Source organism: Modicisalibacter luteus DSM 23508 (assembly GCF_000378505.1).
GTDB lineage: Bacteria > Pseudomonadota > Gammaproteobacteria > Pseudomonadales > Halomonadaceae > Modicisalibacter > Modicisalibacter luteus.
Genome location: NZ_KB899993.1, coordinates 184,418 through 207,929, shown reverse-complemented (window position 1 = coordinate 207,929; position 23,512 = coordinate 184,418). Strand labels below are relative to the sequence as shown.

20 protein-coding genes are annotated in these 23,512 nt (G+C 53.9%); 6 read left to right on the top strand and 14 right to left on the bottom strand.

All coding sequences use genetic code 11. The features are described from left to right. Nucleotides 1-64 precede the first annotated feature (64 nt). The 12 genes from F568_RS0109340 to fliD all read right to left on the bottom strand — a co-directional run bounded on the left by F568_RS0109340 (nucleotide 65) and on the right by fliD (nucleotide 11,856). A complete protein-coding gene (locus tag F568_RS0109340) occupies nucleotides 65-2,236 on the bottom strand; it encodes a methyl-accepting chemotaxis protein (protein WP_019018455.1) in 2,172 nt (723 codons plus the stop codon). Between the two features lie 139 nt (nucleotides 2,237-2,375). After that, nucleotides 2,376-2,891 (bottom strand): chemotaxis protein CheW, encoded by a 516-nt coding sequence (locus F568_RS0109335; protein WP_019018454.1) that lies wholly within the window; start codon nucleotides 2,889-2,891, stop codon nucleotides 2,376-2,378. Next, nucleotides 2,888-4,999, bottom strand: a complete 2,112-nt coding sequence (cheA, locus tag F568_RS0109330) for a chemotaxis protein CheA (protein ID WP_019018453.1) — start codon at nucleotides 4,997-4,999, stop codon at nucleotides 2,888-2,890. The genes F568_RS0109335 and cheA overlap by 4 nt, the downstream gene beginning before the upstream one ends. 19 nt (nucleotides 5,000-5,018) lie before the next feature. After that, nucleotides 5,019-5,975: a flagellar motor protein MotB gene (gene motB / locus F568_RS0109325; protein WP_019018452.1), complete on the bottom strand. Its 957-nt coding sequence runs from the start codon at nucleotides 5,973-5,975 to the stop codon at nucleotides 5,019-5,021. Beyond that, nucleotides 5,972-6,844, bottom strand: a complete 873-nt coding sequence (gene motA / locus F568_RS0109320) for a flagellar motor stator protein MotA (RefSeq protein ID WP_019018451.1) — start codon at nucleotides 6,842-6,844, stop codon at nucleotides 5,972-5,974. Before motA ends, motB begins: the two co-directional genes overlap by 4 nt. 145 nt (nucleotides 6,845-6,989) lie before the next feature. Then, the gene (gene flhC / locus F568_RS0109315) at nucleotides 6,990-7,580 is read right to left on the bottom strand and encodes a flagellar transcriptional regulator FlhC (protein ID WP_019018450.1); all 591 of its coding nucleotides are present in this window, start codon (nucleotides 7,578-7,580) and stop codon (nucleotides 6,990-6,992) included. Nucleotides 7,581-7,586: 6 nt separating this feature from the next. Continuing rightward, on the bottom strand, nucleotides 7,587-7,913 hold the full coding sequence (gene flhD, locus F568_RS0109310) for a flagellar transcriptional regulator FlhD (RefSeq protein WP_026300444.1): 327 nt from the start codon (nucleotides 7,911-7,913) through the stop codon (nucleotides 7,587-7,589). Between the two features lie 313 nt (nucleotides 7,914-8,226). Beyond that, nucleotides 8,227-8,502 (bottom strand): EscU/YscU/HrcU family type III secretion system export apparatus switch protein, encoded by a 276-nt coding sequence (locus F568_RS0109305; RefSeq protein ID WP_026300443.1) that lies wholly within the window; start codon nucleotides 8,500-8,502, stop codon nucleotides 8,227-8,229. Further along, nucleotides 8,499-9,713: a flagellar hook-length control protein FliK gene (fliK, locus tag F568_RS23875; RefSeq protein ID WP_019018447.1), complete on the bottom strand. Its 1,215-nt coding sequence runs from the start codon at nucleotides 9,711-9,713 to the stop codon at nucleotides 8,499-8,501. The genes F568_RS0109305 and fliK overlap by 4 nt, the downstream gene beginning before the upstream one ends. Beyond that, the gene (gene fliT, locus F568_RS0109295; protein ID WP_019018446.1) at nucleotides 9,710-10,078 is read right to left on the bottom strand and encodes a flagellar protein FliT; all 369 of its coding nucleotides are present in this window, start codon (nucleotides 10,076-10,078) and stop codon (nucleotides 9,710-9,712) included. Before fliT ends, fliK begins: the two co-directional genes overlap by 4 nt. A 6-nt stretch (nucleotides 10,079-10,084) precedes the next feature. Then, nucleotides 10,085-10,480, bottom strand: a complete 396-nt coding sequence (gene fliS, locus F568_RS0109290) for a flagellar export chaperone FliS (RefSeq protein WP_019018445.1) — start codon at nucleotides 10,478-10,480, stop codon at nucleotides 10,085-10,087. A gap of 11 nt (nucleotides 10,481-10,491) precedes the next feature. Beyond that, nucleotides 10,492-11,856 (bottom strand): flagellar filament capping protein FliD, encoded by a 1,365-nt coding sequence (gene fliD, locus F568_RS0109285; protein ID WP_019018444.1) that lies wholly within the window; start codon nucleotides 11,854-11,856, stop codon nucleotides 10,492-10,494. A gap of 210 nt (nucleotides 11,857-12,066) precedes the next feature. Between fliD and F568_RS0109280 the strand changes: the two genes are divergently transcribed. The 4 genes from F568_RS0109280 (at nucleotide 12,067) to F568_RS0109265 (ending at nucleotide 15,473) form a co-directional block, all read left to right on the top strand. Beyond that, nucleotides 12,067-12,573: a hypothetical protein gene (locus F568_RS0109280; RefSeq protein ID WP_019018443.1), complete on the top strand. Its 507-nt coding sequence runs from the start codon at nucleotides 12,067-12,069 to the stop codon at nucleotides 12,571-12,573. A 44-nt stretch (nucleotides 12,574-12,617) separates the two neighbouring features. Beyond that, nucleotides 12,618-13,130, top strand: a complete 513-nt coding sequence (locus F568_RS0109275) for a hypothetical protein (RefSeq protein ID WP_019018442.1) — start codon at nucleotides 12,618-12,620, stop codon at nucleotides 13,128-13,130. A gap of 8 nt (nucleotides 13,131-13,138) precedes the next feature. After that, complete coding sequence (locus tag F568_RS0109270) at nucleotides 13,139-14,356, top strand: MFS transporter (RefSeq protein ID WP_019018441.1); 1,218 nt, start codon at nucleotides 13,139-13,141, stop codon at nucleotides 14,354-14,356. A gap of 70 nt (nucleotides 14,357-14,426) precedes the next feature. Next, entirely contained in the window at nucleotides 14,427-15,473 is a 1,047-nt protein-coding gene (locus tag F568_RS0109265; protein ID WP_019018440.1) for an asparaginase, read from the top strand. Here the strand turns inward: F568_RS0109265 and F568_RS0109260 are convergent. Beyond that, a complete protein-coding gene (locus F568_RS0109260) occupies nucleotides 15,470-15,703 on the bottom strand; it encodes a DUF2835 family protein (RefSeq protein ID WP_026300441.1) in 234 nt (77 codons plus the stop codon). The two genes, F568_RS0109265 and F568_RS0109260, sit on opposite strands and share 4 nt — an antisense overlap. Before the next feature lie 206 nt (nucleotides 15,704-15,909). On the opposite strand from F568_RS0109260, the gene F568_RS0109255 reads away from it, so the two are divergent. Further along, a complete protein-coding gene (locus tag F568_RS0109255; protein ID WP_019018438.1) occupies nucleotides 15,910-16,992 on the top strand; it encodes a FliC/FljB family flagellin in 1,083 nt (360 codons plus the stop codon). Nucleotides 16,993-17,190: 198 nt separating this feature from the next. Then, the gene (locus tag F568_RS23870) at nucleotides 17,191-22,380 is read left to right on the top strand and encodes an O-linked N-acetylglucosamine transferase family protein (protein ID WP_083933009.1); all 5,190 of its coding nucleotides are present in this window, start codon (nucleotides 17,191-17,193) and stop codon (nucleotides 22,378-22,380) included. A 390-nt stretch (nucleotides 22,381-22,770) separates the two neighbouring features. Here the strand turns inward: F568_RS23870 and F568_RS26050 are convergent, their stop codons facing one another. Further along, the gene (locus tag F568_RS26050; RefSeq protein WP_280513485.1) at nucleotides 22,771-23,460 is read right to left on the bottom strand and encodes an acetyltransferase; all 690 of its coding nucleotides are present in this window, start codon (nucleotides 23,458-23,460) and stop codon (nucleotides 22,771-22,773) included. Nucleotides 23,461-23,512: the final 52 nt, after the last annotated feature.

Here is a 23,512-nt window from a genome sequence, read left to right as displayed (position 1 = left end):
AAAAGCATGTGCCTACGGGCACATGCTTGGGAGCACGTAGCTAAAGAGAAAAGAGGCAGGCAGCTTAAAACTCTTCCCACTCCTCTTTTGTTTCGGTCTTGACCAACCTGGCTGCTTTCTTTTCATTGGCACCGATAGACAGTGAGTTAGTCGTGGATTGGTGACGTGCGTCAGCAGCCTTGAAGCGCGTTGCACGATCAACCGCTTCCTCCCCCTGCCCCCTCAAGCGAAGCACGGCCACGGCATTGGCAAGCTGCGCGACCTGTTGAGTCAGGTTGGTCGCTGCCCTTGCGGAAGTCTGGACACGTTCAGCGTTTTGCTGCGTCACTTCATCCATTTGCGCAATGGCCTGATTGATCTGTTCGATACCGCGCGTCTGCTCATCGGAGGCAGAGGCGATCTCGCCCATGATGTCGTTGACCTTGAGCACCGAGGCCACGACCTGTTCGATGGAGGATTCGGCTTTCTTGACCAGGTCAGCCCCACCACCAATTTCCTGGGCCGAACCATCGATCAAGGCACGAATCTCACGTGCAGCGTCCGCAGAGCGACCCGCCAGGTTGCGTACTTCACCAGCCACTACCGCGAATCCGCGTCCCTGCTCACCAGCCCGTGCTGCTTCGACCGAGGCATTGAGCGCCAGAATATTGGTCTGAAAGGCAATCGAGTCGATGACACCAATGATTTCAGAGACCTTGCGCGAACTTTCGGTGATGCGATCCATGGTGGTTACCACCTGCCCCATGACCTCGCCACTCTCTCGCACGGCTCCTGCTGCACTGCTGGCCAAGCCGCTCGCTTCACGCGCATTGGCCGCGTTCTGCTTCACGGTCGCCGTCATTTCTTCCATGCTCGAGGCGGTTTCCTCCAGCGAGGCAGCCTGTTGCTCGGTTCGTGACGACAGGTCTTCGTTACCCGACGCGATATCGCGCGACGCCGGACGCACCACACTCACGCTCTGATTAACGTCTACCACGATGCTGCCGAGACTTTGGCGCATGGTGTCCAGAGCACGCATGAGCAGCCCTAGTTCATCATTTCGCTGGCTGGGCATGCTGGCGCCCAGATTGCCCGCCGCGATCTGCCGGGTGAACGCCACCGATTCATTGACAGGTCGCAGAATGGCGCGAATGATGAACGCCCCCATAAGGATCAGCAACGTCAATCCCGCCAGCAACAGCCCGGCCTGAAAGAGCCACATCTGCCGCTCTTCGGCAGTAGCCTGTTCAGCCAGGGTACGCGCCTGTGACTGCTTCTCCGCGATCAGTTCATTGACTTGCTGCGAAGTGAGGTCACCTTCCTTTTGTAACTCTTCAATCATGCCTTCCAGTGCAACGAACGCCTGGAAGGCATCCTCGCTGCGCAGCACATCGACTGTATCTTGAAGATCCTCATCTACATAATGATGCAGATGCTTGCCGAACTCATTGATCAACGCAGTCTGGTTGGCAGGGCGGTTAAACTCGGCCCAATATGCATTGATGCGCTCGATCAGGCCCTGCAATTCGTCGGCGCGCTCGCCACGAGTATCGAGCAGTTCGAGCCGCTCGAGACGAGAAAGGGACTGATGGCTCTGGGTGACTAGCTGTTCGATCTTTTGCAGACGCGCAACGTCTTCTAAACCGTCCTGATTCAACCGAGTAAAACGCTGGCCTGCTTCTTCGAGGGCATAAAGCCCCATTCCCCCGCTCGCCAAGATCAGCGCTGCGGCTACCCCTATCAGCATCACTAACCGAGCGCGCATGGAACGCAGGTTGAGCCGTCTCAGCCGTGCCACCAAGCCACGCCGCCGGAGCTGGCCATGATGCAGCATCAACCGCTTGCCCTTACCTTCACGCATCAGCGCGTAGGACTGCTCGGCTTGCTGACACTCTTCGGCCGTCGCCTTAACGCGCACCGAGGCGTAGCCCTGGATTTCCCCGCCTTCGAAAATCGGCGTTACGCTGGCATGAACCCAATAATGGTCACCGTCCTTACGGCGATTCTTGACCAGTCCTTCCCAGGATTTGCCGGCTTCGAGGGTTTGCCAAAGATCGGCAAAGGCCGCTTCCGGCATGTCGGGGTGCCGAACGATACTATGTGGCGCCCCAACCAGCTCTTCATGAGAAAAGCCACTGACCTCGATAAAGGCCGGGTTAGCGTAAGTAATCCGGCCCTTCAGGTCGGTACGGGAAATCAGATAGCTATCATCATCAATGACATATTCCCGGTGCGTAACCGGTTGATTGTTCTGCATGACGCTTCCCCTGTTCTTGTACCCAAGGCTCAAGGCCTCGCTGGGTTCTTTTGTTATGGTCTATGCCTATCATTCGACGCATCCCGCGCAGGCTACTGTTTAGCCGCGCGGGTGATACCAGGAGGGTTTCCTAGCCTGTTTACTTGGCCGTCCGGTCGACCAGGGCCATTTCCTCACTGGTCAGCAACTTGTCGATGTCGACTAGCACCAACATCCGATCATCCAGACTGCCCAGGCCACTCAGGTAGTCTGAGGACAAGGCCACACCGAACTCCGGTGCCGGCTTGATCTGATCGGGCGACAGCGTCATGACATCGGAGACACCATCGACCACGATGCCTACCACACGGTCGGCAACATTCACCACGATCACTACGGTCTGGCCACCATACTCGACCTTATCGAGGTGGAACTTGATACGCAGATCGACGATCGGCACGATCACGCCGCGCAGATTGGTTACCCCTTTGATGAAGTCGGGCGCGTTGGCGATACGCGTAACGTTCTCGTAGCCACGAATCTCCTGAACCTTGAGAATATCGACGGCATATTCTTCCTCGCCCAGCGAGAAGACGAGGAACTCGCTGCTTTGGGTGTCGATGGCAGCGTGGCTGGCCTGCTGGAGCGAGTTGTTAGCCTGAGAAACGGCAGTCATGACGGAAGTACCTCCTGAACGAGCTGGTGCTGTTGATCATTGCTACGGCGCGGCGCCTTACGGCGACTGAGGCGATGCAGGTCGGCAATATCCAAAATCAGTGCGACGCTGCCATCGCCGAGAATGGTGGCCGCGGAAATCCCCGGCACCTTGCGATAGTTGGTTTCAAGATTCTTGACGACGACCTGCTGCTGTCCGACAAGGTCGTCCACTACCAGAGCGTAGCGACGACCTTCACCCTGCACGATGACCACGATGCACTCGGTGAGCTTGGTACGCGCCTGCTGCACATCCAGCACCTGATGGAGGGCAATGACCGGCAGGTACTCGTCCCGCACCTTGAGCAGCAGGTCGTTACCGGCCATGGAATACAGGTCGTCTTCGTTGGGCTGCAGCGATTCGAGGACAGCACCCAGCGGCAGAATGAACACCTCTTCACCCACCTTGATCGACATACCATCGAGGATCGCCAGCGTCAGCGGCAGTACGATACGTGTCGTCGTGCCCTGACCTTCACGAGAGACTATCTCGACATGGCCGCCCATCGACTGGATGTTGCGCTTGACGACATCCATCCCAACGCCACGGCCGGACACGTCACTGACTTTGTCAGCGGTAGAGAAGCCCGGGGCGAAGATCAACTGCCAGACTTCGTCGTCACTCATGCTGTCGGAGACAGCCAGGCCATTGGCCTCGGCCTTGGCGAGGATTTTCTTGCGAGACAGGCCGGCACCGTCGTCGATGACTTCGATCAAAATGTTGCCGCCCTGATGCTGGGCGGACAACGTTAGCTTACCGGTACGCGGCTTGCCGGCGGCTTCACGCTTGTCCGGCGACTCGATGCCATGGTCGAGACTGTTGCGGACCAGGTGGGTCAGCGGATCGATGATGCGCTCGATCAGGCTCTTGTCGAGTTCGGTAGACTTGCCTTCAGTGACGAGTTCGATGTCTTTGTCGAGCTTGGCAGCCAGATCACGAACCAGACGCGGAAAACGGCTGAACACGTAATCCATCGGCATCATGCGGATCGACATGACCGCTTCCTGCAGGTCGCGCGCGTTGCGCTGCAGCAGATTGAGTCCGTTATGCAAGGCGCTGTGAGTCACGCCATCGAACTCGCTAGCCGTCTGGTCGAGCATTGACTGGGTGATGATCAGTTCACCGACCAGGTTGATAATCTGATCGACCTTGTCCACCGGCACACGCAGGGAAGATTCCCCGCCTGCCTTGTTCTTTCCGCCCTGCACCTTGGCAGGCGGCTTGGCAGCCTTTTCGGCAGCAGGCTTGGCCGGTTCATCCGGCGCTTGGGCCTTGGGAGCCGGCTTGTCTTCTACCGCTGGCGCCTCGTCCTTCTTGGCACTGATGTCAGGTACCGCGGAGGCAGCTCCTCCACTAACGCTGCTGATCTGAACCTGCTCGGGCTCGACGATAAAGCACATGACAGCTTCGATATCGTCAGTGCTCACACCGGTCGACAGGATGACTTCGTAGCGCTTGGCATCGCCCCGCTGCTCACGAATCTCACCTAGCTGGCCCAGTTCTTCGACGAGCAACTCGCGGTCCTTGTCATCGACACCCAGCAACGCCACACATAAGGCGTTACCTTCATCTCCCGCCCCAACAGACGCTTCGGCAACCGGTTCGGGTTCAGGCTCCGGCTGCGGTGGGGCCGGCTGCGCCGAGGCGGAGGCACCACTCGCAACGTCACCCATCGACTTGCCCAACTCATCCAAGGCCAGCTGCTTAAGGGTTTTGCAGATGCGCTCGAAGGCTTCCGGGTCGGGCTCGGCGCTATTGCGATAGGCGTTTAGCTGGTCGTGCAACATATCCTTGGCTTCCAGAAAGGTGTCGACGATGTCACGCCGCAGTGTTAGTTCTCCACGTCGCGTGTGATCGAGAAGGTTTTCGAGAATATGGGTGGTTTCCTGCAACACCAGGAAACCGAACGTCCCGGCCCCCCCCTTGATGGAATGCGCAGCACGGAAAATCGCATTGAGCTGTTCGGAGTCCGGGTCGTCGACATCCAACTCGAGCAGGTGACGCTCCATGTCGCCCAGGAGCTCCTCCGCCTCCTCGAAGAAGGTTTCATAGAATTCAGTAATATCCATTCTCTAATCCACACAGGTCTCAAGGGGCATTGATCGCATCGTTGAGCGACTCCAATGCCATATTGGGTACCACTACGGCCGACTCTTCCGGTACATCTTCACCGGCGGGAGACGCTATTTTCGGCGGCGCTTCAGACCAGGTCTGCACGCTTTGGTTGGTGATAGACGCGGTTGCTCGCTTGTCGAGCACAAGAATGCTAATCCGCCGGTTGGCGGCATCGTTGCCATCAACCTCTGTAAGCGGTATACGGGCGCCCATCCCCGCGACGCGCAGCAGCTTTTCGGCATCGAGCCCGCCGACTACCAGCTCACGACGGGAGGCATTGGCACGATCGGCTGACAACTCCCAGTTGCTGTAGCCTTTCTCACCATTGACGTAAGGCACGCTATCGGTGTGGCCACTCAGACTGATGCGATTGGGCAGCTCATTGAGTACGGGGGCAATGGCCCGCAAGATGTCCCGCATATAGGGGGCAACACGGTCACTACCCAACTCGAACATGGGGCGCTTTTCAGTATCGACGATCTGGATACGCAGGCCTTCAGGCGTCATTGCCATCCGCAGTTGGGAACGCAACTCCCTCAGGTTAGGCTTGCTCTCGATCACTGATTCAATGCGCTTTTCTAGATTGATGAGGCGACGCTGCTCATCGCTCGGGCGGGTTTCCTGGCGACGATCGACACGCATCTGCTCTCCATCGACGTGCGCCGGATCAGGCCCGCCACCAGGAATGGCACTATTACTGGCCGTGTTCTTGTCCCCTCCTGCCATGGCGACCGGCAGCGGCGTACGAAAGTATTCAGATATGCCCTTGAGTTCTGACGGCGATGCCGTCGACAACAACCATAAAACGAGAAACAAGGCCATCAGCGCGGTCATGAAGTCGGCGTAGGCTATCTTCCAGGCCCCTCCATGATGTCCGCCAGCAACTTTCTTCTTGCGCTTGATGACAATGGGACGATGGGCGCCGCTCATGATCCCCCCACCGAGCTCTTGGAATTTCGCACGTGATCCTCCAGCTCGCTGAAGGTAGGACGTTCGGCGGTATAGAGCGCCTTGCGACCAAACTCCACGGCCAATTGCGGTGCGTAGCCATTGAGACTCGCCATCAGCGTGACGCGAATGCAATGCAGCATTTTCACCGCTTCAGCGATTTGCAGGTTGATACGCGCAGCCAGCGGATTGACGAAACCATAGGCCAGCAGGATACCCAGGAAGGTGCCGACCAGAGCGTGGGCGATCAGGATTCCCATCTCAGCGGCGCCCTGATCCGCTGAACCCAAGGCATGAACGACCCCCATCACGGCGGCAACGATGCCGAACGCGGGCAAACCATCACCCACCGTTTGCAGGGCGTGTGCCGGCACTTCCGCCTCATGCTGAAAGGTTTCGATCTCGTGTTCCATCAGTGCATCGATCTCGAACGGATCCATGTTGCCGCTGACCATTAGACGCAGATAGTCCGTCAAAAAAGCCATCACCATGGGATCCGCCAACAGCTTGGGATAGTCGGCAAAAATGGCGCTGTTCTGCGGGTCGTCGATGTCTCGCTCGATGCCCAGCATGCCGTCACGGCGCGCCTTGGCCAGCAACTTGTACTGCAGTGCCATCAGCTCCATGTACATGAGCTTGTTGTACTTGGCGGTTCGCTTGAGCTTGGAAAAGGTCCGGAACGTTGCCTTGATGGCTTTGCCGCTGTTCGACGCCACAAAAGCGCCGACAGCCGCGCCACCGATCATGACCAACTCAGCAGGCTGATAGAGGGCGCCGAGATGGCCGCCCACCATCAAGTAACCGCCGAAGACCGACGCGATAACAATGAAATAGCCGATGGGGATTAACACGCGGACACGTCCTCGCCTTGCAGAATGAGTTACTTAAATCTGTTATCGGCAACGTTGCGTTGAGCTTGAGGGCTACGAGCACACAGATTTCGCGCAAAAAAAACCGCAGCGTAAAACGCTGCGGTTTAGCGGGAGAGGGCCTCTGCTAGGCCCGACGAGCTTGTGACAATGTCATTTCATTATCGCTCGCGGCCCGTCGCCCTGCTTCGAGTGCCTCACGGCGCTTGCGGGTCTTACCAGCCCGTGATGGAGGCTGACAAATGCCACAGACAAAATCGCGCGATGGCGTATGCGCATGAACCACGAATTGGCCGCTGCAGCTGGTGCATTTACATAATTCGAGCATATCGCTTTCGAAAAAGCGCACCAGCGTCCAGGCGCGGGTTAGCCCTAGCACCGGCTCGGCGTCTTCAAGAGCCAACTGCTCAAGATACAGCCGAAACGCTCTGACGAATGCGCTCATCCGCTCACAGCCGTGATCTTCCACCAGCCGTTCATAAATATTGTAAAACAGCGAGGAATGGATGTTCGGCAACCAGGTAACAAACCAGTCTGTGGAGAACGGCAGCATACCCTTGGGGGGAGACATGCCACGGACTTCCTTATAAAGTTTGATAAGGCGCGCACGACTTAGATCTGTCTCGGTCTCGAGAACCTGCAGCCTAGCACCGAGCTCAATCAACTCGATGGCCATCTGGACCTGCTGCATTTCACTGACCAGGCTCTTCTCGGCCATGTCGACTTACCCCGCCTGAACGTTGGAGCGAGTCGACACCGAGGCCATCAGAAGCGCGGCATGCGTCTGGCCCAGCCCCTGCTCACGCGGATCAGTGGTCAGCTTCAAGAGCTGCTCGGGGTCATCGAAACACAGACGGCACAGTAACTGGTTGGTCCGTGATAACTGGCCCAGTTGCTTGACGGAAAGCGAAGCCAGCATGTCTGCCATAGGTTCGCTGATCTTGAGGCGGAACATGGCAGTGGCGCGATCTTCATTAATGAGACGCTGCACCAGCAACAGGTACGAGAGATTAATGTCCTGAATGTCATTCAGGAGGCTATCAGTCAGCATGTTGGTCATTCCCTGCGTTTGCGTAAAACGATGGCCTAAGGCCATTCGGTTATTATGAGCCTGTCTCCAGAAGACGACTCTTGGTGTTTCATTATGTCCCTATTGTGAGACGTTTTTATGAAACGTTGCAACACTTTACACAAAAGAAATGACTAAAGTTCTAATCTTATTGACCAAACGCAAGAGTTTTACGTAAGCGACTGTTTTTAAAAGAATTTACTAAATATTTCTCAAGTAATAGTTAGGCTGAATATTGTGATAATTCTAACCTGCGTTAAATGCGAGACGAACCGCTTCAACGAACATGGCCACTTTATTGAGAATCAATCCCATGCGCCCAAGCCAACAGCTCTGCAATGACCTCGTATAAAACCGGTGGGATACGCGAGTCCAGGTCGACTTGCATCAACAAGCTAACCAACTCGGGGGCATCGTGGACGAAAATGCCTTGCGACTGAGCCTCATTGATGATGCGCTCTGCCAGCTCGCCATAGCCCTTGGCAAGCACCGTGGGGGCTTGGTCACCCCCCGTGTAAGCCAAGGCCACCGCCTGGCGACGCCGGCTTGGCATCTGCCGCTCTTTCGTCATGGTTCCATACCCTCCGATGCATCACGCTTCGGCATGATACTGACCTTGACATCAGCCAACCCACAGCGGCCCAGACGAGCCTCCAGATCATGACTTTCGGTTCGCAAGGCAGCAACGCTGGACTCATCGTCACATTCCAAAGTCAAGTTCAGCGAGGTCCCTTTGAGATAGAAATTGACACCCAGCGTGCCCAGTCTGGGCAGGCTCAAGGTCAATTCACTATGCCAAACGGCTTCGTCTTCCTCGCTATCTTGTTCCGCCTCTTCTCCACCTCGTTCCCCATGCCTTCCCATCGCCTCGGGAACATGAATGGCTAACGCCATGAAGATCCCAGACCAAAGGTCCCCCTCCCAGCGAAGTGTTGGCGTTACCATCAGTTCCAGCTGATGCCTCACGATGCCTTGCAGCGCGTCATCAGCCAGCTCACTGCCATTGGCTAGTGCCATGCGGGGCGCATCAGGACCATTATCGCCGGTTTGAGCAAATGCATGCCCCTGAGCCGGCTGCATTCCCTCCTGCTGCATAGGCAAAAGCGGGCTTTGAGTCGTTGAGGCTGTCGAGGATGGAGGGGTGTAAATCAAGGTACCAGGTGCTTGTGGCTGCGCCCGCCCCTGTTGCGCTCCTATCGCATCGCTTCCACGGTTTCCGGTAAGACTTCTACCCTGTTGCCCCTCAGGCACACCAAGCGGCCCGCCTTGATGCCGCTGAAAGAAGAGCTGCATCTGTGGCTCGCGCTCAAGCAGCGAGCGAGATATGTCACCACGATGCCAGCGCGCCAAATGCGCCTCATAAAAGAGGCCAGACGCTTCAATGTTCTGGCGCAGACGTGAAGCTAGCTGGGACGGCTCAATGGATTCGCCATTCTCCACGAGTGGCGCAGGCGACTTAACGACAGACGGGGGTGCCGGGAACTTGACAAGAATATCGGCAATGCTGCGCGCTGCCGCGCTGAAATGGGTATATGTGGAGGCCGGCGCCAAGGAAGGTGACTGGGAAGCCTGCGATGTGGCCGCCCCCCCAACTCCACTCTGCCGCTGGGTAGCGGCTTGTTCGGCATTAAGACGGGAGTCACTATGCACCGCTCTTGGCGCATGTCCCGTGGTAAGCGGCTTGACTGGCTCGAGCAGATCTCGATTGACCTGAGTCTCGACACGCTTGCCCAGCACCTCATGCAGAAGCGTGTCGAGAATCGGGGTGATGATGCCGCTCACCGCCGCCCTTGTTCGATCGGCGTTGGCTGGGCAGCCGCTACAGCACCATAAGACCGAGACATATCATGACGACGACGAGTCTCGCCGATGAGCCCGCTCAGCTCATCACGGCGCGCTTCCAGGCACTGACGCACCTCGACATCCTGTTCAAGGATACGTTCAAGCAGGTCGGCCTTCCGCTGCATACTTGCTGAGTCCAGCATGCATTCGGCTTCCAGTCGCTTCAGGTTTTCGACTGCTACAACGTATACGGACTCTTCCTGCACGAGTTGCGCCCACTCCCCTTGTCGGGCCCAAGCCAACATACGCGCCGAGCGCTGCAGTAGCTTCTCATAACCAGCAAGCACTTCGTTTGCCGCCGTCATTTATGGTTAACTCCTTGCCTGCGGCGCGATTTCACGCCAGGCAGAACTAATGTCTTCAAGCAGCTTCGCCGCCTCGTCGAGGCGCTGCTCATCGTTATGCAGGTTGGCCTGCAAGAGTAAGCGGCAAGTGTAATCATAGAGCGAACCGAGATTGTCAGCGATTTCTCCGCCTTTTTCCCGATCCAGCGCCGCCAACAAGCCGTTATTGACAATATCAATCGCTTTCGAAAGCGACTTGCCCTTCTCAGTCACGTTACCTTGCTGCATATGCAGCTTGGCAGCCCGAATCGCCGCCTGAGCCCCGTCGAACAGCATGACGATCAATTGATGAGGTGATGCTGACATCACTCCCGTTTCTACGCCTACCCGGGCATAAGCACCGGCACCACGCATTGCACCCATTTTATGCTCCGTTAACTCTTGCCCAGTTGAGCGTTCATGGCTTCAAATTGCTGGCTCAGATAGCTCATGGTCGAATTCATTTGAGACACCAGCATGTCCATATCCGCAAACTGCTTTCGATAGCGCTCGATGGTTGAGTTGATGCTGCTCTCGACACGATCGTAGCGATCATCAAGCGAGCTTATCCGGTCTTTCAAACCGGAAGTAGCGTTATCAAGCATCCCTTTGTCGTCAAGCATGGTCTTTAGCGTGGCTTCCAGCTTGTCGGAAAAGCCATCGACTGTTTCGCTACCGCCAAAGAAGCGACTCAAGCCCTCTGGGCTATTGGCCACCAGCTCGTCCAGCTTCTCGGTATTGACTTCCAGCTTGCCATCAAGCTTCAGTTCGACACCGATATCTGACAGCATTTGCAAGCTGCCTTCTCCCAGACTGCCTGTCATTACGCTACGCAGACGGGTTTCTACGCTGCGCATGGTATTGTCACCAAGCAACTGCCCAGCAGAGCCGGTTTCAGCGTTGTATGACGTCAGGCTATCCATGGTGGTTTTGAGAGAATTGTAGGCATCAACGAATGACTGAATATTCTTGGTGATGGCCTCGCTGTCTTGAGAAATAGTCAGGGTTTCTGGCGTAGCCGCGTCAATTGTCTTGGTGAGATTGAGCGTCACCCCCTGCACGGCTTCCTTGACACTGTTTGACTGGCTGGTAACACCGATACCATTGACTGAAAGCTTGGCATCCTGCGCCGCAACCGTTTCCACTAACGTATTGGAACCATCGGCATTCAGCTGCGTATTGCCACTGATAGCGACACTCATGGCAGAATCGGTGCCAGTACTTTTGGATGTAAGAACCAATCGATAAGGCGTCGCGCCACCATCATTGATAATGGATGCAGTAGCTCCGCCTTCTTTCGTATTGATGGCATCACGAATATCTTCAAGGGAACTCTCGCCATCCACGATGGAGACATCCATGGTTTCGCCACCCATGGTGATGCTCATGGTTCCCGCTCCAAGCTCTGCTGTTTTGTCTGCGACACCAGTAGAAGCTAGAGAGTGGGCCTGAGCCAACTGGCTCACGCTGATCTTGTAAGTCCCAGCCACCGCTGTGGTGTCTGCGGCCGCCGTAAATGCATCCCCAGTGACGCTACTTTTTACTGCACGAAAGGCATCTGCGTTGTTGAGCTTGGCTGCGGCTTGCTGAAACTTGTCCAGTGCCGACTCCAGCTTGCCAAACGCCGAAATCTTGGCGTTATAGCTACTTTTCTGTGCTGTAATCGGCGTTAGCTTCTGCCGCTCGGCGGACTCGAGCTGCCCGAGCAGCCCGTTCAGGTCCATCCCCGAACCGATACCCAGTGAAGAAATACTCGCCATGACGATCCCCTATAGATAAGACCTTTTTACCAGCCCCTAGAGAGTTCAACGTCTCAAAAAGCTTGGTGATAGCTATTCATTTCACTGTATCGGCGTAAACGGCTGTAGCTTTAGGGCTCGTGACAGGGTGAATCAGGTGCGCCATCATAGGGGCCTTTCCTGGTTCAGCCCTACCTGAGCCAACGCGCCATATACACCAAGGAAGCCGTCATGGATTCGACCAATCTGTTTGCCGACTATCGACGCTGGCAAACGTTCCAACGCCAGGATCAGTTGCAGCGCGAGCATGCCGCCGCACTACGCAAGCTGGCCGACTCGGGGGCCATGGCCAGCCGGGTCACGGAAGCGTATCGCAGCATGGCCGACAAGGGTGCCAAGGAAAGCGCCTGTTATCGCACGCTTTTCGAGCGAAAGCGGGACAATGGCGAATCTCTAGCCTGTGAGGGCTGGTTATTCGTTCGCCGCGTGCTTGCAGAAGGCGGAACGACTCGGGTCCGCGCCACGCTACTGGAGTCCTTCACCCTTGAAGATGGCTTCATCGAGCCCGGTGAAAAAACCGCCAGCAAGGTGACACTGGAAATCTTCGACGAAATTCTCGTTAAACGAAGCATGACCATGGGTTGTCGCATCGATCGACATGACCAGACTCAAGACATCCGCTTCGTGACGTTTTTGGATAGCGTTCGTGGTGATCTGGCAACGTTCATGAAACCATGACCACCTCACCGACTTTTTCTATGGAGCCGCTCGGGCACAACTGAATGAGACTCGCTGACTGGTTAACACGCAAGAAAGTCCTTTCGCTCTGGATCGTCAAGCAAGTCGACGAGGGCTTGCTGCACGTGTGCGGCAAGGGCAGCGTGGCGGCGAAAGGCAATGCCAATAAAACGCTTCAGCAATTACGCAACGGAGAATTCCGCGGCCCGGTGCGCATGGGGGGCAACGACGCCGTACTCAATTCCGCGCAATTCGCTGCATTGATTCCTGAAGAGGATTTCCGGCTCGATAGCGACAATCATGCCACATGGCGCGATTGTCACTGGAAGGTTGCCTGGGTCCCGCAGCGCTGCTGGCTTCACGAAGGACGCCTGGTTATCCAGCCAATCGATTACCAGGGCCAACCTCGCCGAATCAGCGTGGAAGACACCAGCGGGATTCGTGCCAAAGTCGAATCTCCACGCGCCAAGAGCGAATTCATTCCTATCGAGCCTCTCGGCCACACCTCGCCTCAATGGCAACGGGCCGACAAGGACAACGACCCTTATCAATCGTAAGGATCCCAATGACGGCTACCGTTAACTGGCGCCAGCTCGCTCCCTTCCTAGCACTGATGATTCTGGTCGCGCTCAACTTGCGTCCGGCGCTCTCCTCCATGGCCCCGATGCTAGTCCGCATACAGCAGGACATGGGCCTGTCGGCGATGGCAATCGGCGCGCTGACGACCCTACCGGTGCTGTGTCTAGGAATTTTCGCACCCTTGGCACCTTGGCTAACCAAACACCTCGGCGCGGAACGAACGCTTAGTCTGGCCCTGCTGCTGCTGGGGTGCGCCCTGACCCTACGTGCCAATAGCCATCCCTTCCCCCTATACGCCGGCACCCTGCTTGTCGGCGCGGCGATCGGCATTTCCGGAACGTTGCTGCCTGCCCTGGTCAAACGTGAATTACCTAAAGGGGCGGATATCGTCACGGGCGTTTACACCATGGCGCTGTGTCTGGGCGGCTCGCTAGGTGCAGGGCTTAGCGTGCCGTTGGCCAACTGGTTGGGGAGCTGGCAGCTAGGGCTCGGTAGCTGGGCATTGCTGGCATTCCTGGCGCTGATCGCCTGGCGTCTACGCATGCCACATCCTCGCCCTACCCAATCCACCGACGCTACGCCAAGCATGCCCAAGGTGCGCCTACTCCGTAATCCGCTCGCCTGGCAAGTCACCGGCTATATGGGCAGCCAATCGGCGCTAGCCTATATCGTCTTCGGTTGGCTGCCCGTCCTGCTGCAACGCCGCGGTCTTGGTGAAGCCGAAGCAGGATGGCTGCTCGCGGCATCCGTCATGGGCCAGTTAATCACCGCATTGGGCGCGCCCTGGCTGGCACGACTGGGTCGCGATCAGCGCCCCACGATACTGTTGCTGCTCAGTTGTACGGCGGCCGGCATCGTCATCCTTCTTCAGGCGCCCCTATCCTGGCGCTGGCCGGGCGTCATCCTGCTGGGCCTCGGTCAAGGCGGCAGCTTCAGCATGGCCCTGACACTCATCGTGCTACGTAGTGCTAATTCTCGGTTGGCCGGCAAGTTATCGGGTATGGCACAGGGCATTGGCTATAGCCTTGCTGCCACCGGTCCCTTGCTCGTTGGCATTTTGTTGGAGTACACCACCGGGCTGGGTGTGCTGACCAGTGTTCTCCTGGCCTTCGTGGCAGCCGCCATGGCTTGCGCGTTGCTAGCCGGTCGCCAGCGTCAACTGGACCTGGACCCGCAAGGCCAATTGATCACTGCGCGCCAGTAACTCGACCTGTCTGAAACGTGCCTGCGCTCGCCGACTTTAGACAGGGCTTAACACACAGGTAAACCGTCCCATGACTTCTACCCCCCTTCTTGTCATCTACACTGGCGGCACCCTTGGCATGGTACCGGGTGAACGCGGCCTGATCCCGGGTAAAAATATCGAGCAGCGGCTGCGCAACGCGTTGAGCCAGTTACCTCCGGATCGCCAGGCTTCACTCCCCGATTTCGAGGTGCTGGAGTATACCCAGCCGATCGATTCCAGTGCCGCCACACCCGCCGATTGGCAGCGGTTGGCGCGCGACATTGCGGAACGGTATAGCGACCCGGTGACCTACGCAGGTTTTGTCGTCCTGCATGGCACGGATACGCTGGCCTGGACCGCCGCTAGCCTGGCGTATCAGCTTCAAGGCATCGACCGCCCCGTCATCGTGACCGGCGCCCAGTTGCCTTTGGAAGCGGAAGGTAGCGATGCCCTGAACAATGTAGAAACCGCCCTGCGCTTCGCTGCCCTGCCTTCGCTACAGGAAGTCGCCGTCTGCTTCGCCGGCAAGCTGATGCGGGGTGTTTGTACACGCAAGTGGGATACCCACCGCTTCGATGGCTTCGCCAGCCCTAACTACCCACTGCTAGGCGAGATGGTAGATTGCGCCCCTGTGCTTTACCCATCACGCGGGCTCGAGGTTCAGCAGCGCGGCCTGCCGCGCTTCGAGTTACCCGATTATGCCGCTCTCGGTACCTCGCCTATCGTACGCATCGCGCTGTGGCCAGGCATGTCGCCGCGCCTGCTTGCCAACTGGTTGCTTGATGAAAACGTGCATGGCGCATTACTGGAAGTTTGGGGCAGCGGCAACATTCCCGATGACCGCGAACTGGCCGGTGTATTCGCTCAAGCCGTCGGCGAAGGCAAGCTGCTCGCCGCGATCAGCCAATGCCCGCAAGGCCCTGTGTCGATCGGCACATACGCTGCCGGCCAAGCGCTGATCGAGGCCGGCGTTATGGCAGGTGATGCCATGACGCCCGAGGCCGCCATGACCAAACTGATCCATTTGTCAGCCCAGCCCCTTAGTTCCGAAGAAAAGCGAAAGCGCTTCCTAACATCTCTGGCTGGTGAGCGTTAGCCACTAGCTGACCGCAGGGCGGTGATCGACTCGAACCGCCCGTCTTCGGTAAAGACAAGCCGAAACACGCCGTTAACCCCATCGCGGCGCAAAATGCGCCGCAGCGCCCTGGCAGGAAACAGCACGCGACGCCCATCGACGCTGGTCGCGTAAACGCTCTGTACCTCACCCCGGTAATGCCTAAGGCACTCATCAGCAGATAGCTGAACGACCACATCGATACTCGGCATGCACAACCCCCAGATGGCGCCATTAAAAGGGCCGTTTCCCTTCTTCCTGTTTCCCTTCCAAAAAAAGTGCAATTTACCCTAAAGCATTTCCCGATAGCGACGATATACAGGGTAACGGCCAACGGCGCCGTTGTGGTGAGGGCGAACAAGCAGCCTTCACTGCTGGAGCCCCCAAGACCTAACTAGGTTTTTAGAAGGAAATACAGATGTCAGTCATCAATACCAACATCACTGCGCTGATCTCTCAGCAGAACCTGACCAACTCCAAATCGGCGCTGACCACCTCCATGGAGCGTCTGTCCTCCGGTCTGCGCATCAACAGCGCCGCCGATGACGCTGCTGGTCAGGCCATTGCCAACCGCATGTCAGCCCAAATCACCGGCCTGTCAACTGCTCAGCGTAACGCCAACGACGGTATTTCCGTCGCGCAGACCACCGAAGGCGCCCTGAACCAGATCAACGACAACCTGCAGCGTGTTCGTGAGCTGACCGTTCAGGCTCAGAATGGCACCAATAGCGATTCCGACCTGGAGTCCATCCAGAACGAGATTGGCCAGCGCCTCAACGAGATCAACCGTATCTCAGAGGAAACCAGCTTCAACGGCGTCAAGGTACTTGCCAGCGATCAGGAGCTTTCCATCCAGGTTGGCGCCAACGACGGAGAGACTATTAACATCAGCTTGAAGGAAATTAATTCTGACGAGTTGGGCCTGCAAGGGTTCGATGTTACTGGTGGCTTCGCTAAATCCGTCCAAGCAGGTGGCTTTGAAGACGCTGGCGGCGATGTTGCAGCATCCGACGCCACCTTTAATTTCACTGACAGCAGCGCTTCTTCGACTGTCACTGTGGATGGTGTGTTTAAGGGTAGCGACGATAGTTACTACGTGCGTGACACAGAAGGAAACTACTACGACACTGCTACAGTCGATGTTGCTAGCGCAGGTTCGAGTACTGTAGACGTCACGTTTGATGGCACATCTACTCCAAAAACTGAAGCCGAAATGCAAGCAGCCGGGCTTGGCAGCCTTGACCGACTGGATAGTGCATTGAATGAAGTAGATGCTCTGCGCAGTGACCTGGGTGCCATCCAGAACCGTTTCGACAGCGCCATCAATAATTTGGCGACAACCGAGACCAACCTGTCAGCAGCACGTTCACGTATCGAAGACGCCGACTATGCCGTCGAAGTCTCCAACATGACCCGCGCCCAGATTCTTCAGCAGGCTGGTACTTCTGTACTCGCACAGGCTAACCAAGTTCCGCAGGGCGTACTGTCTCTGCTGGGCTAAGACCAAGCCTACGGTGAACCTTAGATACCTTCAGGTATCGCCGGCCCCCATATTGGGGGCCTTTTTTCGTATCTGCCCCCTCCATCCCGCTTACACTTGAAGGTCACATATACGCGACTTGGGAGAGCCTTTTCTTCGATTCAGCTGGCTGATCGTACTGATAAGCTCCGGATTTGTAATTATGGTCTGGTGATTGTCATGTCCCGCAAGTCAAGAAAGTCGCTCTCCCCTTCAACACGCCAGAGCACGCCGAGCACTATTTCTCGGCAAAGCGATAATGCTTCCACCATCCCTGTGGCGCAACAGCATACACTCTTGAAGGCTTACCAATCAGGGGAAATGGCCAAGGTACGCCGCTTAGCAGATAAACTTACCCAGCGCTATCCCGACCAAGCTTTCGGATGGAAGTGGCTGGGCCTGTGCCTCACCCATAGCCAGCGAACGGAAGATGCTATTGCCGTGTACGACATGGCGCTATCTTTGCACCCCGGCGATACCGAGCTACTGCTAGCGTTGGGCAAGGCCAACCTCAGCCTGCATCGCTGGGAAGAGGCCACCGATGCATTGGAGCAGGCACTGACTATCCATCCAGATATAGCTCACGCACACCTAGGCATCGCCCGGGCCCGCTTCGGTCAGGGTAAGTTTCTGCAAGCCGTGGATGAGATTGATAAGGCTTACGCCTTGTTACCAAACGATGACGAAATACTTACCTATTACATTACGATACGCGCCAAGGCCAGACGTTTCGATGGCATGCGGGAAAAATGTCATCAACTAATCTCAATTAATAAGTCAAATCCATCTCTTTACACACTGGTAGGCAACAAGCTCGCTGAGCTTGGGCACTTCGATGAAGCGGAACAGCATTTTCAAAAAGCCTTGACGCTGGATAGCCAAAACGTGTTGGCCTTTTCGAGTTTGGTGTTCAACTTGCACTACAATCCGGCCCACAATGCCGAGTATATTCATTCGCAGATTCTTCACTGGGGTCGAAAGCTGTCCTCTGCTGGCGAAGCGCATCTTGAGCACTCGACACAGGCCGAGTCTAGAAAACGGCTACGTCTGGGTTTGATTTCGGCAGGCTTACGCAGTCATCCAGTAGGCTTAATGATTACTACGGTTTTGGAGGCCCTGCCAGTCGAAGCATTCGAGGTCATAGCCTACCCCACCAATGATATTAATGACCATGTCACTGCACGTCTCAAGCAGTGTGTTCAATATTGGCACCCTATCGCGTCTTTAGATGCCGAAGCATTGGCTAATAAATTACGTAGCGATAAAATCGATATCCTGTTTGATTTAAGCGGTCATGGAGATGGCAATAGGCTAGACACGCTGGTCCGCAAGCCGGCTCCGCTCATTATCAAGTGGGTCGGTGGATTGGTAAATACAACCGGACTTGAGGCAATCGATTACCTACTCAGCGATGTTGTGGAAACCCCGCCAGGCATTGACGATGCTTATCTGGAAAAGCTGATTCGCCTGCCAGATGATTATATTTGCTATATGCCTCCTGAATATGCCCCGAATATCCAGTCACTTCCTGCCTTGGCTAACGGGCATGTTACCTTTGGCTGCTTCAACAACCCAGCCAAGATCAACGATGTTTTACTTATCGAGTGGGCGCAGCTACTTCAATCAGTTCCCGATTCGAGGCTATTGCTGAAGGGAGCGCAGTATGATGATCAAGGATTCTGCAATAGGATTTTCGCCACATTAAAACAGCAGGGTGTCGAGGCACACCGCGTCATTATGGAGGGGCCTGCCGGGCATAAAGAGTTTCTCGAAGCCTATAATCAAGTAGATATCGCCCTCGATTCCTGGCCTTACTCCGGCGGCCTGACTACCTGCGAAGCCCTCCTTATGGGCGTCCCAGTCGTTACAATGCCCGGGCCTACCTTTGCCGGTCGCCATTCGGCAACTCACCTGGTCAATGCCGGCATGCCGGAGCTGGTAACGAACAGCTGGGATGAGTACCGTGCCCGTGTCATTGAGCTGGCAAGTGACTTGGATAGCCTAAGTACTATTCGTACTCATTTGCGTGATGTTCTCCTGCAATCCCCAGTCTGTGATGGCCCGCGCTTCGCAAAGCATTTCACCACTGCGATGCGCGCCATCTGGCAGCGCTACTGCGAAGGCAAATCCCCTGCTGCCCTTACCCTGGATAAGGAGGGAATCGCTCAGTTTGAGGATGAAGATCAGCCAGTCGAGATTACTCACCCTGAGGCATTGGAAGAAGGTCGCAGCGAATTCAGCTGGCAATTCAAAGGCAAGATCATTGCGATCAACAATGGTGGTCAGCTGCTGCATAGCGATGTAATACGTCAGATGCTCCAGAATAAGACGCTAGAACTGATCGTTTTCGACCCAGCTAGCCATGCACTGGACACCTCGCTTAAGAACCATGAAGGGGTGCACTACTATCCCAATACAACGTTGGGCAATGGGCAGCCCGGAGCACTTTATGCCTGCCTTGATCCCAAGCTCAGCGCTTCACTGAAGCCACTTCAGGGTAGTGACCTGCCTGAAGACATTGCCAAAGGCAGCCAAATTCTGACGCAGGTGCCGCTTAGTACCATTGCATTGGATAAGGTCGAGGGCCTGCCCGCTATCGATTGGCTAGTCTTGGACGCCATGAACGACAGCGCCGCCATTCTTGAAAATGGTGGGCAAGCGTTGAAAGATGCCCTGCTCATTCAGGCCAAAGTAGTCTTTCAGAATAGTCACGAACGCCAACCCAACTTGGCGGAGATGAGCCATTGGGCTTCTCGCCATGGGTTCCGCTTCTATCGCCTACATGAGCCGCAACATCGAAGCCGTTTGCCTAAAGATAAGCTCTCGGAGCAGTGCCAAGCCACAGAACTGGTAACTGCTGACGCGCTATACCTGCCCAGCCAAGAGCGGTTAACGCAACTCAATGATAACCAGCTAACAAAGCTAGCGTTTGTTCTGCGTACCATGTATGGCGTGAAAGACCTAACATATGAACTGCTCTCACAAATGGATGAGACAAGAGCCGATCAGTACTTAGCGGGAGAGGAAGCAACATATAAAGGCAATTTGAGCAGCAGGGACCACTTTGCCACTCTGCTTACAAAGACCGCGATTACCCCACCGTCGATTGCAGTACCCAATCAGCATATTTCAGAATATGCCGTCATGGTTGATGTTCGAGACTTGCCTAGTTTCATATTACAAGATCCAACTGACATTGTTGTATTGATGCCGACCATTGACACCGAGAAAGGTCTGGCAACGGCCCGTATCCTTAAAAAGCGGGCAGGAACTGATTGCAATATCATACTTTTACATGACACTGTTCGCCAAGGCTTTATCAAGACGATCAATGACGCATTTAAGTATATCGAAACAAAATATATTGTATATCTTGCTGAAGATGCTTTTCCAGGACGCAACTGGCTTCGATATGCGTATCAGACGCTAGAAAAAAGCGGCAAGGGACTCTTGGCATTTAATGATGGGAAATGGAATGGGCTCATAGCATCCTTTGGAATGGTGAGGAGGGATTGGATAATCAAGTTGTACAATGGAAGCTTGTTCTATTCAGGTTACCAGTCACATGCAGCGGATGATGAATTGACAATCCTAGCGCGGGCCAATGGCGAACACATTTATAGCCCAGAGGCCACACTGATTGAGGTTGACCCAGAGAAAGACTTTGTCGGTAAAGCGAATCGCCAAGATCGTTTGCTTCTACAGGAGCGCTTTTTTACTGGATTCGACCAGCTAGCTTCATTAAACAAGCTAAAGAAGATCTCAAAAGACTATGGCATTGATTTAAGAGATAAAAGATTAAGTCTCCCTAATGGTAAAAATGCGACACGAGGCTATGACTCTATAGAGAAAAGATCGAGTGAACCTGATATTGAGGTTTCCATTGTCATTCCAGCGTTTAAGCCTCGCTGGTTTGAAGAGGCCTTACTAAGCGCACTTTCTCAAGATTATTCATCTTTTGAAGTGGTCGTCTGTGATGACTGCCCTACAGATGGTATTAGAGAGATTGTTATGCGTTACCTCTCTACATCAAGAGTGCCACTTAGATATTTTAGGAATGAAAAACCTTTAGGCGAGATAGAAAACATCACTCGATGCATAAGAGAGTCGCGCGGCAAATTTATTAAACCACTCTATGACGATGATACTTTGTCAATTAACTCCGTCAAGAATCTAGTAAGCGTATTTTATAATACTCCGAATACAGCACTAGCAAGCTCTCAGCGGAATATTATTGATGAAAAGGGAGCTCTTATGCAATCTAAGCCTATTGCATATCAGTTCCCATTTGATAAAGACACTTACATCAATGGTGAAGACCTAGTGTCATTATATGCGCATGGCTTAATTAATTTTATTGGCGAGCCTACGTGCGTTATGTTCCGCAAAAGCCTAGTTGAGCATTATGGAAGAAATCTTTTTTTACTAGGGGGGGAAGATATATATGGACGTGCTGATTTAGCAGCGTGGATGAATATTCTACGCAGTGGAAATCTAGTTATGCTAAAGGAAAACCTGTCGAGTTTTAGGATTTCCGCTGAACAGTCCAGCCACACCTCTAGGCAGTATGGAAACCAAGAAGGAATTAGAACATTCTGTCGAATGATACGTGAGCTAGGATGGCACAAGGGAAACAAAATGGTTCGCATTTCACCATTAAATGCTATTGACAATGTTCAGTATTTTGACTTTATAGATTTTTGGAAAAAAACATCTAGCCTAAATAAAATAAATCAGGCACATTCCCCACGTGAAAAAAATAAGATATTCTGTATAGGTCGTAACAAAACCGGCACAACATCTCTACAGCACCTTTTCTTTGAGCTTGGCTATGTAGTAGGTGATCAACGTGAAGCTGAGCGCTTGGCAGATACTGACTATTTTGATGGATACTTTCATCGCATTATTAAATATTGCGAAAACGCTCAGTTTTTCCAAGATGTTCCATTTAGCTTACCGGAAACATACAAGCATGTAGATAAAGCATTTCCTGGCAGTAAATTTATCTTAACTATCAGGGATAACTCTGAACAATGGTACCAATCTTTGCTAAACTTCCATATTAAGAAATTCAGTAGTGGAGCACATGCACCAACTAAGCTTGACCTCCAAAACTCTGGATACATAAGCAAGGATTTTTTATACAAGAGCTTGAAGATCTGCGGCATAAACGACAATGATTTATATAACAAGAGCATATTAAAGAGACATTATGACAACTATAACAGCGAGGTTATCAAATACTTTGAAGGTAGGGACAACTTCATAGTAATAAACATTTCAAAAGATGAAGACCTTCCTCGTCTTCTGGAATTTTTAGGAATAAGCAGCACGAGAATTAAAAATTTTCCTTGGCTGAACAAGTCTTGAAAATGTAAAGCAACAATATACTAAACGGACAGGGTGAAGGTGCCTGTCCGTTGTTGTTATGGCTTATTACCTCAGCTCTTTGCGCTCTGCCCCCTCCTGATGACTACACTATAGCTCTGAGGGGATCATTTCACTGTACACCGATTTGCGCCTTGGGCCGGGTTCATCAACCTATGGGACTGAGATCCGATAGCGGCTCGTGGAACGCTCCTCTTCCTTTTGCTGAAAGAGGAGCGCATCTGGCTGCATCGGTTCGGGTCACTGGGCCAAGCCTGAGCAATCATAAGCAGCTGGATCCGGTACTACAACGAAGAACATCCATATCGTCACTGATGTGTAGCACCGAGCACATGAATTAGCCGCTTGAAATGAAACCATGGATCGCTATCCTTAAATTTTTATACCTTTATGACCATTCTCTATGTATGCATTTCTTCTATTAATGGGTTTTGCCGGGTTACCAATAACTGTAGCTCCTGGTAGAACACTTTTAGTAACCACGGCCCCCATCCCAACTACAGCACCATTCCCTATAACAATAGGCTTTTCTGTCCCATCTTTTATAATCGCCCCAGCTCCTATATAAACATGATCTTCTATTACCACACGCCCATTACACATAACCCCAGGAGCAAATGTTACGTAATCACCAATTACGCAATCATGCGCGACATAAGAGTATATATTACAGTGGAAAAATTTTCCTATATCCGCATTTGAAGTTACATGAGTGAAGTTGCAAAAAACCGCACCATTGCCAATCATACTATTGGCAAACAATACAGAGCTATCTGCAAACACCGTGAACGGCTCAGCCAAGTTTGAAGGTATGTTTTCATTAATTCTTTTTCTAGCATAAGAGTCACCTATGGCAATGTTAAAATACCTTCTCTCGGCATCAAGTGACAAAAACTCAGAAAGCCTTATTACTTTCACGCCATTTATAAACTGCGCTTTTATTTCATAATGATCCTCAACTACGAATACATACTCGTCTTCATGTTTATTATCATTATTGACATTTATCATTTTATCGACCAGTGGCATTACTTCTCTTCCGAATCCACCACATCCTATCACACCATAAATATTCACTTCCAGCGCCCCTAAATCGAGTTAAAAATATGAACTC

Excerpts from the sequence above, each read along its gene's own strand:
- F568_RS0109305 (WP_026300443.1), bottom strand. The coding sequence starts at position 8,502 with ATGACGAAAGAGCGGCAGATGCCAAGCCGGCGTCGCCAGGCGGTGGCC.
- cheA (WP_019018453.1), bottom strand. The coding sequence starts at position 4,999 with ATGGATATTACTGAATTCTATGAAACCTTCTTCGAGGAGGCGGAGGAG.
- F568_RS23870 (WP_083933009.1), top strand. The coding sequence starts at position 17,191 with ATGTCCCGCAAGTCAAGAAAGTCGCTCTCCCCTTCAACACGCCAGAGC.
- flhC (WP_019018450.1), bottom strand. The coding sequence starts at position 7,580 with ATGGCCGAGAAGAGCCTGGTCAGTGAAATGCAGCAGGTCCAGATGGCC.
- motB (WP_019018452.1), bottom strand. The coding sequence starts at position 5,975 with ATGAGCGGCGCCCATCGTCCCATTGTCATCAAGCGCAAGAAGAAAGTT.
- F568_RS0109340 (WP_019018455.1), bottom strand. The coding sequence starts at position 2,236 with ATGCAGAACAATCAACCGGTTACGCACCGGGAATATGTCATTGATGAT.
- flhD (WP_026300444.1), bottom strand. The coding sequence starts at position 7,913 with ATGCTGACTGATAGCCTCCTGAATGACATTCAGGACATTAATCTCTCG.
- F568_RS0109265 (WP_019018440.1), top strand. The coding sequence starts at position 14,427 with ATGACTTCTACCCCCCTTCTTGTCATCTACACTGGCGGCACCCTTGGC.
- F568_RS0109270 (WP_019018441.1), top strand. The coding sequence starts at position 13,139 with ATGACGGCTACCGTTAACTGGCGCCAGCTCGCTCCCTTCCTAGCACTG.
- F568_RS0109335 (WP_019018454.1), bottom strand. The coding sequence starts at position 2,891 with ATGACTGCCGTTTCTCAGGCTAACAACTCGCTCCAGCAGGCCAGCCAC.
- F568_RS0109275 (WP_019018442.1), top strand. The coding sequence starts at position 12,618 with ATGAGACTCGCTGACTGGTTAACACGCAAGAAAGTCCTTTCGCTCTGG.
- fliT (WP_019018446.1), bottom strand. The coding sequence starts at position 10,078 with ATGACGGCGGCAAACGAAGTGCTTGCTGGTTATGAGAAGCTACTGCAG.
- fliD (WP_019018444.1), bottom strand. The coding sequence starts at position 11,856 with ATGGCGAGTATTTCTTCACTGGGTATCGGTTCGGGGATGGACCTGAAC.
- F568_RS0109280 (WP_019018443.1), top strand. The coding sequence starts at position 12,067 with ATGGATTCGACCAATCTGTTTGCCGACTATCGACGCTGGCAAACGTTC.
- fliS (WP_019018445.1), bottom strand. The coding sequence starts at position 10,480 with ATGGGTGCAATGCGTGGTGCCGGTGCTTATGCCCGGGTAGGCGTAGAA.
- F568_RS0109260 (WP_026300441.1), bottom strand. The coding sequence starts at position 15,703 with ATGCCGAGTATCGATGTGGTCGTTCAGCTATCTGCTGATGAGTGCCTT.
- F568_RS0109255 (WP_019018438.1), top strand. The coding sequence starts at position 15,910 with ATGTCAGTCATCAATACCAACATCACTGCGCTGATCTCTCAGCAGAAC.